Source organism: Pseudoflavonifractor sp. SW1122, assembly GCF_012027765.1.
In the GTDB taxonomy this organism is placed as follows: Bacteria; Bacillota; Clostridia; order Oscillospirales; family Oscillospiraceae; genus Enterenecus; species Enterenecus faecium.
Genome location: NZ_SJOS01000030.1, coordinates 18,901 through 30,757, shown reverse-complemented (window position 1 = coordinate 30,757; position 11,857 = coordinate 18,901). Strand labels below are relative to the sequence as shown.

Below are 11,857 nucleotides of genomic sequence, written 5' to 3'. Positions count from 1 at the left end.
GATTTATGGTTGCGGGGGCAGGATTTGAACCTACGACCTCCGGGTTATGAGCTGCGGATCGTTGATGCTTTTGGCCCCGTTGGATGCTTTTCAGCCCTGTTTGCTCAGAATGCGTATGCAGTTTGACCCTGTGTGTTCCGTTGACTCCACACAGTCCATAACCCGTATGGGTCACGGTTTGGGTCAAAGCTGTTTCAGCTCCTCCAGGAACTTTGGAAGGACATCATAGATAATGGCGCAGATGACCGTCCAGTTGGTGTCCTCGTAGTGGTGAACCAGCCGATGTCTCAGTCCGGCAATTTTCACCCACGGGATGGTGTTGTGTTCCTGTTTGAACTCGGCGGTCAGGTTGGCCACGTGTTCCCCGATGTTGTATAGGGGAGTGGTAACCGCCCATTGAATAGGCTCCTCGTGAAAGATTCGTTCGGGGGTAATGTTTTCCCGGCTGATGTAGTTCAGCAATTTCTCGGTGGTTTCCTGAATCTTGGTGATTCGTTGCTCGTCACTGTACTTCATGCGATTTGCACGCCCTCCCCCATAATGGTGTCATAGAAGGTGGAATCAGGATTGATTTCCCTAAGCTCAAACACATCAACGGGCTTGTTCAGTGTCATGTGTAGTTCCTCTGCAATGCACAGCACATCGGTGGGATCAAAATTCTTACCACCAACAACGATCAAATCAATGTCCGAGGAAGCATCCGCCTCTTGTCGGGCGTAGGAGCCAAACAAGATGGCTCGCTCTGCATGATACTTTTTCAATAAGGTCAATACTACCGCAGAAATCTCATTCAGGGAGTAAATTTGTTCAGACATAGCTGCATACCTCCTTTTGTGGTTGGTGTGCTTCTGAAAATATTATACCACGGGGGTTGAAGAAATAAAAGCGGCATCATTTTCTGTAATCAGTGTACCATGGCAGTGCAGTGTTTACAACTCAGGGGGGAAATGGGCCGATTTTCAGGGTAGATGGCAGTCGACGAAAGTATAGCAGGAGAAAGGAGAGGGGGCGTGACCGCCCCCTCTCCGGCCACAAATGCCCGCAGTGCGGGCATTGATTTGGAACGGGGGGACCTCCGGGTACGGCGGCAAGTCTCCCGCATCAACGGGGAAGTGGTGGAAGCACCCCTGAAAACCAAAAACGCTTACCGTATCTTGCCCCTGGCAGAGGATACGGTAGGCGTTCTGAAAGAACAGAGAAAGAAAGTGGGCAACAGCCCCTGGGTGTTCCCGTCTCCCAATGGCGGGCCAATCTCCCCGGACAGTGTGCTGCATATGCTCCACCGAGTGCTGAAACGGGCAGGACTGCCCAAGGTGCGGTTCCACGACTTGCGACACACCTTCGCTACCCTGGTGCTGCAAAACGGGGTGGATGTGAAAACCGTGTCCGGGATGCTGGGCCACTTCTCCGCAGGGTTTACCCTGGACACCTATGCCCACATCACAAGCGCAGCCCAGAGGCAGGCGGCGCAGACGATGGGGAGTGTGCTGGCGGGGACAATCCAGACTTGATTGTTGCTTGAAAACTTCTGCCTGGAGTTTTGTAAGGTTTCCAGAGTAATGGGGGCGTAGGGAGGGCCACTTCAAATTACAATCTCAAGACACTCTATGGGCTGTCTTACACAAAATTTAGGAGCATTGGTGACATGGATGGCTGGATGTGGTATGATAACAATAAATAGTTTCATGTTGCGGAGGTGGAATGCGAAAATGCACAAAAATCGTTTGATGTATTTTCTAATAATTACATTTTCTATCACAGGTATAGCTTGGATTAGTCTTGCTGCTTTAACGAAATTGTGCATTATTTCGTTCACACATCCAATAGGTACCATTTTGCATATTATAGGCGGGTTTGGACCGACAATCGCAGCCTTACTTCTAATAGACGAGAAATTGACATTCGATTCTGTGAAAAAGTTTGTGTTTCATGGAAAAAAGAAATCGATGACCTGTTTTTGGATACTGTCTGTTATGGCAATAGTAACAATTGGGATTTCGTCGATGGAATTTAATTCGGTACTGCCGTGGTATCTGGTACCAGTCGTTTTTCTTCAAGCCGTATTTATATATGGAGGAGAAGAAGAATTGGGTTGGCGTGGTACAATGCAGCCTCTATTAGAGAAAAAGTATAATTTTCAAATAGCGACCGTAATTACAGGTGTGGTATGGGGCGTTTGGCATATTCCGCTTTGGTTTGTGGAAGGCTCATCTCAACAAAATATGGATTTTTTGTTATTTTTAATCCTTGCAGTAATATTAAGTTTTTGGCTGGCTGCGATTTATAAAAAGACACAATGTGTTTTCGCTTGTAATGTCTTTCACGGACTGATAAATACGCTTTTATCCGTGTTTGTTGTTAAGCTAAATCCAGTATTGGTGTTGGGGCTCATTGTTATGTTGGTCTATTCCATATACCTATGGTATGACGAAGATAAGAAAATGAAAATTTCGAATTTGTCCCAGTAAGGCCAATTTTTACATAGCAGTCCTGCACGGCTAGTCCAGGGCTGCTTTTACTTTGTGAGTAGCTGCCGGTGTTGTAGATTATGTTCTGGCGCATCCTCTCCGGGAAAATCCAGCTCTCACCGCTCCAAACTCCCGTATGGGTCATGATTTGGGTCAAGCCTCTCTGTCGGCACTTCGATGCCGACGAGAGAGGAAAAGCGCCACAAACCTAAACCACCGAAAAAGTCCTAAAATCCGGGGGGAATAAGTGAAAAGTGAAGAGTGAATAGGGAAAAAGGAAATCCCAGATGCTTTCGCATCTGGGATTTATGGTTGCGGGGGCAGGATTTGAACCTACGACCTCCGGGTTATGAGCCCGACGAGCTACCAAACTGCTCTACCCCGCGATATAAAATTGTGGTGCCGGAGACCGGGATCGAACCGGCACGGGATTTCTCCCACGGGATTTTAAGTCCCGGGCGTCTGCCAATTCCGCCACTCCGGCCCGTGGGCAAGAATTATAATACCATGGCCCAGGGGCTGTGTCAAGAGAAAATTTTAAAATCGGGAAAAATTCTTCTTGACGGCAGAGCGGGGGTGTGCCAAACTGGGTGAGAATAGGAGGAACCAGCTATGGGAAAGGAATTGACCGAAAAGGACATTGAACTCATGCGCCAGGAGCTGTATCACCGCCGGTTTGAGCTGCGGCCCAAACTCATCGAGGCGGTGAAGGAGGCCCGGGCCTTTGGCGACCTCAGCGAGAACTTCGAGTACAAGGCCGCCAAGCAGGAGAAAAACCGCAATGACAGCCGGTGCCGGTACCTGGAGAACGTCATCCGCACCGCCACCATCATCTCGGACAAATCCCAGGAGGGGACGGTGGGACTGTACGACAAAGTCACCCTCTATGTGGAGGACGACGAGGAGGAGATGGTCATCCAGATCGTCACCACCATGCGCCAGGACGCCCTCAAGGGCCTGGTGAGCAAGGAGTCCCCGGTGGGCCGGGCGGTGTTGGGCCGCCGGGTGGGGGACCGGGTAACGGTACAGGTCAACGACAACTACGGCTATGACGTGATCATCCGGGCCATTGAGCCGGGCGAGGACAACGGGGAGGCCCCCCTGGTGTCCTTCTAATTGGATAGAAAGGAAGAAGAACCATGAAGAAGATGAAAACGCTACTTGCTGCGGTGCTGGCCGGGGCCCTGTCCCTGAGCCTGGCCGCCTGCTCCGGCCCCAAGGCCGCCGAGACCACCACCCAGCCCACCGACCAGCCCACCCAAGAGGTGTTCCAGGGTGAGGACGTGCGCTTGGCGGTGCTCTCCGGCCCCACGGGCATTGGAGCGGCCAAGCTGCTGTCGGGCAGTGACAACGGCGACACCGTCAACCACTACACCTACACCGTGGCCTCCGACAACAACGAGGTGGTGGCGGGGCTCACCGCCGCCGACGGGGAGTATGACATCGCCATGGTGGCCTCCAATGTGGCCGCCAACCTGTACAACAAGACCGAAGGGGATGTGAAGATTCTGGCCCTGGGCACCCAGGGTGTGCTCCACATTCTGGAGGGGAGCAACGGCACCGCCATCCAGTCCATGAAGGATTTGAAGGGCAAGACCATCTACGCCACCGGACAGGGGGCCAACCCGGAGTATATCCTCCGCCACCTGCTTACCGAGAATGGCTTGGACCCGGACAAGGACGTGGAGATCGTCTTTGCCGACGCCACCGAGATCAGCGCCAAGCTGATTTCCGGGGAGATTGAGACGGCCATGCTCCCTGTGCCCGCCGCAACTGCCGCCATCGCCCAGAGCAAGGGCAGCGTCCGGGACGCCATCGACCTCACCACGGCCTGGAACGACCTGGACAACGGCAGCCAGCTCATCATGTCCGCTGTGGTGGCCCGGGCGGACTTCCTGGCCGAGCACCCCCAGGCGGTGGACGCCTTCCTGGAGGAGTATGAGGCCTCCGTCACCTATGTAAAGGAGAACCCGGAGGAGGCGGGGCAGCTGGTGGCAGACCTGGGCATCGCTCCCTCCGCCGCCATCGCCCAGAAAGCCATCCCCCAGTGCAACCTGGTGTTTTTGTCCGGGGAAGACATGAAGCCTGCCATCAGCGGCTACTATGAGGTGCTCTACTCCATCGACCCCACCGCAGTGGGCGGAAAGCTGCCGGATGACGACATCTACTATGTCCCCTAAGGGAAAGAAAACACTGTTCCGGGTTGCCATACCCCTGGCCGTCTGGCTGGGGGTATGGCAGCTGGCGTCTTGGTGGGTGGGGCGGGACCTGCTGCTGCCCTCTCCGGCCTCGGTGGCGGCGTGTCTGGTGGAGCTGGGCCAGACCGGGGAGTTCTGGTTGTCTGCGGTATCCACCCTGGCCCGGGTGGTGTGCGGCCTGGTGGGCGGGGTGGTGCTGGGCACTCTGTTGGCCTTTCTCACCCACTTTTCCACCTGGGCGGACCGGATTTTCTCCCCTGCCATCCGGGTGCTGCGGGCTACCCCGGTGGTGTGCTTTATTTTGCTGGTCTACTTATGGGTGGCCCGGGCCAACATTCCCGGACTCATCGCGGGAATGATGGTGCTCCCGGTGGTGTGGGGCAGCCTGACGGCGGGGCTCAAGGCGGTGGACGGACAGCTGCTGGAGCTGGCCCGGGCCTATGGTTTCTCCCGCCTCAAGACCCTGCGCCTCATTTACCTGCCCTCTCTGCGCCCCCACTTCACCGCCGCCCTCCTCAACGGCTTCGGCCTGGCCTGGAAGTCCGGAGTGGCCGCCGAGGTGCTCTGTCCGCCCAAATTCGCCATCGGCTCCAGCATTCAACAGGCCCGGCAGGCCCTGGAGACCCCGGAACTGTTTGCCTGGACGGCGGTGATTGTGGTCCTCTCCCTGGTTCTGGAGGGGCTGCTGGGGCTGTGGCTGAAACCCAGAGGGGAGGGTGCGACATGATACAGGTGGAACATCTCACGGTACGATACGGGGACAAGGTGGCCCTGGATGACGTGAGCGTCTCCATTCCCCGGTCCGGGGTCACCGCCCTGGTGGGTCCATCCGGGTGCGGCAAGACCACTCTGCTGCGGGTGCTGGGCGGGCTGATGCAGCCTCAACAGGGGAAAATCTCCGGCCTGAACCCCGCAGAGACCGCCTTTCTCTTTCAGGAAAACCGCCTGCTGCCCTGGCGCACGGTACTCCAACACCTCACTGATGTGGCCCCCCGCCACCCCGCCATGGCCCCCCAGCACTGGCTGTCCCTGGTGGAACTGGAGGGGGAGGAGGAAAGCTACCCTGCGGCCCTGTCCGGAGGTATGGCCCGGCGGCTGGCCCTGGGGCGGTGTCTGGCTCTGGAGCGGGAAGTGCTGCTGTTGGACGAGCCCTTTACCGGAGTGGACCCCCAGCGGGCACAGCGTATCTTGCAGCGGCTGAAAGCTCTGGGCAAGCCGGTGATTCTGGTGGCCCATGAGCCCCACTTGGCCCAGAGCTGTGACCGAGTGGTGGAACTCAAGTAAATAAAAATAGGAATTTATCGCAAAAAAGTACGGTCAGCGAAAGCTGACCGTACTTTTTTGTCTGTTAGGGATTAGCGGCGGCTGCGCTTGTAGGCCACGGTGGCGGCACCCAGGCACACCACAGCGGAGGCCAGAGCGGCCACATACCACAGCACCTGGGCGGAGTCGCCAGTCTGAGGCACGTCGGGCTTCTCAGAGGGCTTGGCGGTGGGCTCCACGGTGGGCTGAGCGGTGGGCTGAGCGGTGGGCTCCACAGTGGGAGTGACCACCTCTTCCAGAGCGGCAATGGCGTCGTTGAGCTTGGAGACCATAGCGGCCACCTCGTCGGTGGTCAGGGCGCTGTAGGTCAGCAGGTCGGAGGCCTCCTTCACCACGCCCTGGAGTGCAGTCCAGGACTCCTGAGTGTACAGGGAGGAATCCATGCCGGCGATGCTGCCCAGCACAGCGGTGATCTCGCCCTTGTCGCCCACAGAGAGAGCGTTGTAGCTCAGGCCGTAGCCGTTTGCATAGGTCTGGCCGTTGAGAGCAAAGACGTTGTCGGTGAAAGCGCCCTGCTCCTCGTCATACTCCATGATGTTCACAGGCAGAGTGCCCTGGGCGGGGAAGATGCCGAAGGCCACTTCCACACCGGCGGGGACGTTGGGACCAAAGGCGGCGTCAGGCACCAGACCCTCGGTGGGGTCCATGCCCTTGTTGCCGTACACGGCCATGATGGCGTCGGCATTGTCGTAGAACTGCACGTCATAGGGGTGGGAGATGCTCATGACCACGGACTTCTTGCCCAGCTCGTGGGCGGTGTTCACGATCATTTCGGGCATGTCCCGCTTCCAGGTGCCCGGCTTCATGGAGGAGCCACTGAGCTCGGAGATGACGATGACGTAGTCGCTCTCGGCGATCTTGTCCTTGATCTGGGCCTGGGTGGCCTCGTTGGCGTTGTTGTAGATCAGGGACTCATACTCCACGCCGTCCACCAGACCGGCAGCCTGAGCGCGGCGGAAGCCCAGCTCCAGGCCCGGGGCCTCATTGGAGTAGGCGCCGATGAGCAGCACTTTCTCCCCTCCCTTGGTGCGGATGGGCAGAGTGTTGTCCTGGTTCTTCACCACGGTGACACCGGCGGCGGAGATTTCACGCTCCTCCTGGCGGTTCTCCTCGGAACCCACGGCGGCCAGAGCCTTCTCCAGGGAGTAGTCGGCGGGGTCGTAGTCCAGAATGCCCCGCTTTTCCTTCAGGGTCAGGATGCGGGTGACGGCCTCGTCGATGCGGCCCTGGGGAATCTCACCGGACTCCACAGCGGCCATGATGTCGGCGATAATCTGGTCCAGGTTGTCCACGCTGCTGGCTCGGTCCAGCACGCAGGGCATGAGCAGGATGTCCATGCCCGCCTGGATGGAGCGGATGCAGGCTTCCGACTGGGGGAACATGGCGGACAGACCCTTCATGTTCATGGCGTCGGTGATGAGCACCCCGTCGTAGCCCATGTCACCCCGGACGATGTCGGTCAAAAAGACCTTGGACACGGTGGCGGGAATGTAGCTGTCGTTGACCACGGTGGGGTCGATCTGGGGATAGGCGATGTGGGCCACCATGAACATGTCGGTGCCCGCATCCATAGCGGCCTGGAAGGGCACCAGCTCCATCTTCTTGATCTCCTCGTAGCTCTTGTCCACCACGGGCAGACCGGAGTGGGAGTCGGTGGCGGTGTCACCGTGGCCGGGGAAGTGCTTGGCGGAGGTGATGACGTTGGAGGCGTTGATGCCCTCGATCATGGCCACGGCGAAGTCGGCCACCTTGTAGGGGTCGTCGCCGAAGGAACGCAGGCCGATGACCGGGTTGTTGGGGTTGTTGTTCACGTCCACGGTGGGGGCGAAGTTGGTGTTGATGCCCAGAGCGCTGAGCTCCCGGCCGATGATGGCGCCCGCCCGCTTGGCATACTCGGTGTCGCCGGTGGCGCCCACGGCCATGTTGCCGGGCAGAGCGCTGCCGGAGCCCAGACGGTACACAATGCCGCCCTCCTGGTCGATGCCGATGAGCATGGGTACCGGGCTTTCCTTGCCCTTCAGGTTCTCTGCCTGCAGGTCCTGGACCAGGTTGAAGCTCTGCTCGGTGGTCTTCACGTTGTCGGCGAAGAGGATGACGCCGCCGAAGTCGTGGTCCTGGAGCACCTGGGCCACCTGATCGTTCATCTCGGTGAAGTCAGGGGCGGTGCCCTCTCCGGTGGTGGACCAGTCCCGGAAGTCGGGCATGAGCATCTGCTCCACCTTTTGCTTCAGGGTCATGTTGTTCAGGATCTCCTTCACACGGGAGGAGGCGGCGCTGGCCCGGGTGGGGGCCAGGAATGGGACGCACATGGCCGCGGCTAAGGCACAGGCACCCACTCTTTGCAAGAGTTTTCTTTTGTCCATAGTATTTTCTCTCCTTTCAACGGGGTTTCCCAATTTTACGTTGACATTATAATGCAAAAGTGAGTTTCTTGTCAAACTATATTTGTGCAATAAATACGAAAAAATACACCCCGGACTTGGGGCCAAAGGGCCCCATCCGGGGTGTATGGGTAAAATATGGTATCAATGGGCTCAATATTGGTTGACCCATCCCGCAATGAGCAATTCCGGGACCAGCCAGGCCAGCATAAAGATGAAGAAGTTCACGGGGCTCAGGGCCTCGTAGGAGCCGGTGTAGGCGATAAAGCAGGTGAGCAAAACGCCCAGGACGGCTCCGGCCAGGGCAAATACCAGACTCAACCGGGTGGCCCAGCGCAGACGGCGGCAGCCCAGCACGGTGTCGCAGAAGGCGCCCACGCCCTCCCGGGACAGCAGGGCCACGGGCTGGGTGGAGTGGAGCTGGTTGGCGTCGGACAGCTCTCGGCGGCGGTCGGTGGAGGGGAACTCCATCTTATCCACCGGCAGCTTGAACTTGGAGCTGAGCAGGGCGGGGATGAGGTTGGGGTCCCTGGTGGCCAGAATGGGGGTCACCTTCAGCCCGATGAGGGTGGACAGGCTGGGACGCACCGTGGAGGGCATGGCGTAGGTCACTGGGAACATGGCCGCCAGCTTGCCGTCTACGGCACAGTAGATGGCGTGCTTGACCCGGATGCTCCGGGGCAGGGGAATGTCCACCAGGTGCATGAAGTCGGAGGTGCCCACGATGATGTCGTGGTTGTGGATGATGCCCGTGATGCCGCCCTCGTGGAACCGTACTCCGGAGGCCTCCCGGTAGAGAGCGCCGGTGGATTGCAGCAGCTTGTAGAAGGGCTGAGTCAGGCCGCAGTCGGCCACCTTCAGCAGGGTGGCGGCATAGGACACGGTTTTTTCCTTCTTGGCGGTGCCGAACAGCTCAAACTGGGACACCTGAATGCATCCGGGGGGGAACAGGTCTCCGTCGGTGAGGACGATGCCCGCATGGCGGCACCGCTGTACGCCCGCCCACCCGGCGATGGCTGCTCCCACCTTATAAAGGCGGGAGGCCAGCTTCTTGTAGGGCAGGGCAAAGGCCAGCAAGGAAGAGTAAGAGGACGCTGCGGTAAAGGTGGCGGCAGCGGCCCACACAAACCGCTCTCCGGCTCCCTGGCCCACGGAGGCCAGCAGAGAGCAGAGCAGACAGGCTACAATGAGCAGGGGGGCAGCGATGGCGTAGGCCTGTTGGGCCCCGTCCTCCATTTGCAGCTGGGAGCCGAAGCCCCGGGAGGTGCCGGGCCACTTGGAGTAGGCGGGGCGGTGATTCCATTTGGCCTCGTCCAGGGACACCACATAGGGGGCGCTGGTCTGGGCGGCGGCCTTGGCGGAGAACCGGTCTCCCTGCTGGCGCAGGTAGCGGCCCCACATGGCCATGGTCAGGCCCAGGGCGGTGATGGCGCAGCAGGGCAGATTCTCCCCACGCTGGGGCCACACCGAGAAGGTGAGGCCATCGATGAGGGAGAACAGCCAAGCCAGCGCCACCAGGGACTCGGCCCGGGGGTGGAGCTTACACAGGCGGACGATGCCCACCACCAGCACTTCCATACACAAAATGCCCACAATGGCCAGCAGACCGCACAAAATCCACACCCGCAGCTGGGTCAGGGACACCCCGGGCACGGAGATGGAGATGGAAACCGGGATATCCACCGAGAGGGCCATGGCCAGGAGGCTGAGCACCAGGGAGATGATCACCCGGTTGCGCCGGGCCTTCAACCCCTTTTGATAGCGGGCGGCCAGCTCGGAGGGCTTGGTGTCCGGGGGGACAGGCTTGACCTTGGCCCGGGCGGGTTTGGGCCGTTTGAGTTTGCTGAGGGCTTTGAGTACCTTGGGCAGCTTGGGTACCTGTTTCTTTTTGGGCGTGGGCACCGGGGTCTCCTGGTCCACGCCGGGCAGATAGGTCTCCACCTTTTTGGTCTCTGCGTCCGGCTCGGCCTGGTCGTACATGTGGTCGGCGAAGTGGTCGGCCCGACGGCTCAGGGTGGACAGGCGGGCGCCCAGGTGGCGCAGCAGGGTGGCGGGCTGGATGATGGGCATGGGCGGGGCTTCCTGGTCATCCTGGTCCTGGCTCTGTCCCTCCTCCTGGGTGGGGGCCTTCTTTTCAAACTGGACGGGCTCAGGGCCGTCCACCGGGGGCTGCTGGGGGGCTTGCTCCCCCTGTTTCTTCTTCTTTTCCGGGAAGGGGACCACTTTGGCCTTGCCCTTGCCCTCTTCGGCCTCTTGCGCGGAGGAGTCCTCCCCCTCCTCGCTGTCTGGGTGGTGGGAGTCCGGGCGGCTCTCCAGCCGCATTTTCAGCTGTAAAATGGCCTCTACCTTCTCCGGGTCCTGGACCGGGGGCTGGGCGGGAGCCTCTTCTTCCGGCTCCTCTTCTGCCTCTTCTACCTGTTCCTCGTCCAGAATCTCCTCCTCTTCTTCGAGTTCCGGCTCCTCCGGGGGCGGAGCAGATGCGGCAGAGGAAGTGGAGCTAAATTCGGCTAAAATATCATCCAACGCGTAGTTGGGCTGTTGGGGATCGTAACGTTCAGACATGGGGCGTGCTCCTTTGCGGCGGTTCAGCTACGCTGGCGGACGGCTTCGTACAACACCACAGCGGCGGCGGCCGAGGCGTTGAGGGAGTTGACCTGGCCCCGCATGGGGATGGACACCAGGAAGTCACACTGCTCCCGCACCAGACGGCTCATGCCGTCCCCCTCGCTGCCGATGACAATGGCGGCGGGGCCCTTCAAATCCGCCTGATAGAGGCTGGTGGAGCCGTCGGCGGCGGTGCCGAACACCCACAGCCCCTCCTCTTTCAGCTCACGGAGCAGGGCGGTGAGGTTGGCCACCCGGGCCACAGGCAGGTAGCTGACGGCCCCGGCGGAGGTCTTGGCCACGATGGCGGTCAAACCAGCGGAGCGGCGCTTGGGGATGATGACCCCGTGGGCTCCGGCGGCCTCGGCGGTACGGATGACAGCGCCCAGGTTGTGGGGGTCGCTGAGCTCGTCGCACACCACCACCAGGGGGGCCTCCCCCTTGTCCCGGGCGGACTGGAGGATGTCGGACACACTGGCGTACTCCCGCACCGCCGCCACGGCGATGACGCCCTGGTGGGAGTGGGTGACGCTCATGGCGTCCAGCTTGCGGCGGTCTGCTTCCACCACTACAATGCCCTTACCCCGGGCGGTGGAGGCGATGTGGCCCAGGGTGGCATCGGTCTCACCCTTGGCGATATAGACTTTATCCACGGCGGTGCCGGCCCGCAGGGCCTCAATAACGGCGTTACGGCCCTCGATGATGCCGTCGGCGGGACTGTTTTGCTCTCTGTGTTGTTGGCGCATAGCAACGTGCTCCTTTGTTCTGATCTCTATTATGGAAGTCGATCCAGAAGATCGCAGAAAAATTTGTTCATGGTTGACGTAGTATTATATCACGGTTTTGCCGGATGAAAAAGAGGGAAAACGGAGAATCTAACAGG

At 59.4% G+C, this 11,857-nt stretch carries 11 protein-coding genes and 2 tRNA genes; 6 read left to right on the top strand and 7 right to left on the bottom strand.

Annotated elements, in window-relative coordinates; genetic code table 11:
- Nucleotides 1–183: 183 nt before the first annotated feature.
- Nucleotides 184–516 (bottom strand): HepT-like ribonuclease domain-containing protein, encoded by a 333-nt coding sequence (locus tag E0L15_RS08235; RefSeq protein WP_087233536.1) that lies wholly within the window; start codon nt 514–516, stop codon nt 184–186.
- Nucleotides 513–815: a nucleotidyltransferase domain-containing protein gene (locus tag E0L15_RS08230; RefSeq protein WP_242954931.1), complete on the bottom strand. Its 303-nt coding sequence runs from the start codon at nt 813–815 to the stop codon at nt 513–515. Before E0L15_RS08230 ends, E0L15_RS08235 begins: the two co-directional genes overlap by 4 nt.
- Before the next feature lie 195 nt (nt 816–1,010).
- Here E0L15_RS08230 and E0L15_RS08225 point away from each other — a divergent pair, with 195 nt between their 5' ends.
- Both E0L15_RS08225 and E0L15_RS08220 read left to right on the top strand, forming a co-directional pair.
- The gene (locus E0L15_RS08225) at nt 1,011–1,511 is read left to right on the top strand and encodes a site-specific integrase (protein WP_347565986.1); all 501 of its coding nucleotides are present in this window, start codon (nt 1,011–1,013) and stop codon (nt 1,509–1,511) included.
- Between the two features lie 198 nt (nt 1,512–1,709).
- Nucleotides 1,710–2,468, top strand: a complete 759-nt coding sequence (locus tag E0L15_RS08220; protein ID WP_087233599.1) for a CPBP family intramembrane glutamic endopeptidase — start codon at nt 1,710–1,712, stop codon at nt 2,466–2,468.
- 309 nt (nt 2,469–2,777) lie between these two features.
- Here E0L15_RS08220 and E0L15_RS08215 read toward each other — a convergent pair.
- Nucleotides 2,778–2,854 (bottom strand) — tRNA-Met (locus E0L15_RS08215).
- A gap of 11 nt (nt 2,855–2,865) precedes the next feature.
- A tRNA-Leu gene (locus tag E0L15_RS08210) sits at nt 2,866–2,952 on the bottom strand.
- Nucleotides 2,953–3,080: 128 nt separating this feature from the next.
- Between E0L15_RS08210 and E0L15_RS08205 the strand changes: the two genes are divergently transcribed.
- Genes E0L15_RS08205 through E0L15_RS08190 form a run of 4 tightly spaced genes read left to right on the top strand, consistent with a single transcriptional unit; the run spans nt 3,081 to nt 5,950 of the window.
- Nucleotides 3,081–3,584 carry a GreA/GreB family elongation factor gene (locus E0L15_RS08205; RefSeq protein WP_087233569.1) on the top strand — a complete coding sequence of 168 codons (504 nt, stop codon included), beginning with the start codon at nt 3,081–3,083 and terminating at the stop codon, nt 3,582–3,584.
- Nucleotides 3,585–3,607: 23 nt separating this feature from the next.
- Nucleotides 3,608–4,648 carry an ABC transporter substrate-binding protein gene (locus E0L15_RS08200; RefSeq protein ID WP_279280546.1) on the top strand — a complete coding sequence of 347 codons (1,041 nt, stop codon included), beginning with the start codon at nt 3,608–3,610 and terminating at the stop codon, nt 4,646–4,648.
- Nucleotides 4,638–5,393, top strand: a complete 756-nt coding sequence (locus tag E0L15_RS08195; RefSeq protein WP_168125213.1) for an ABC transporter permease subunit — start codon at nt 4,638–4,640, stop codon at nt 5,391–5,393. Before E0L15_RS08200 ends, E0L15_RS08195 begins: the two co-directional genes overlap by 11 nt.
- Nucleotides 5,390–5,950, top strand: a complete 561-nt coding sequence (locus E0L15_RS08190; protein ID WP_168125212.1) for an ATP-binding cassette domain-containing protein — start codon at nt 5,390–5,392, stop codon at nt 5,948–5,950. The genes E0L15_RS08195 and E0L15_RS08190 overlap by 4 nt, the downstream gene beginning before the upstream one ends.
- A gap of 71 nt (nt 5,951–6,021) precedes the next feature.
- On the opposite strand, the gene E0L15_RS08185 is transcribed toward E0L15_RS08190, so the two are convergent.
- The 3 genes from E0L15_RS08185 to rlmB form a co-directional block, all read right to left on the bottom strand.
- Nucleotides 6,022–8,352 (bottom strand): glycoside hydrolase family 3 N-terminal domain-containing protein, encoded by a 2,331-nt coding sequence (locus E0L15_RS08185; RefSeq protein ID WP_168125211.1) that lies wholly within the window; start codon nt 8,350–8,352, stop codon nt 6,022–6,024.
- 171 nt (nt 8,353–8,523) lie between these two features.
- On the bottom strand, nt 8,524–10,932 hold the full coding sequence (locus tag E0L15_RS08180; protein ID WP_168125210.1) for a hypothetical protein: 2,409 nt from the start codon (nt 10,930–10,932) through the stop codon (nt 8,524–8,526).
- A gap of 23 nt (nt 10,933–10,955) precedes the next feature.
- Complete coding sequence (rlmB, locus tag E0L15_RS08175) at nt 10,956–11,720, bottom strand: 23S rRNA (guanosine(2251)-2'-O)-methyltransferase RlmB (protein ID WP_168125209.1); 765 nt, start codon at nt 11,718–11,720, stop codon at nt 10,956–10,958.
- Nucleotides 11,721–11,857 lie beyond the last annotated feature (137 nt).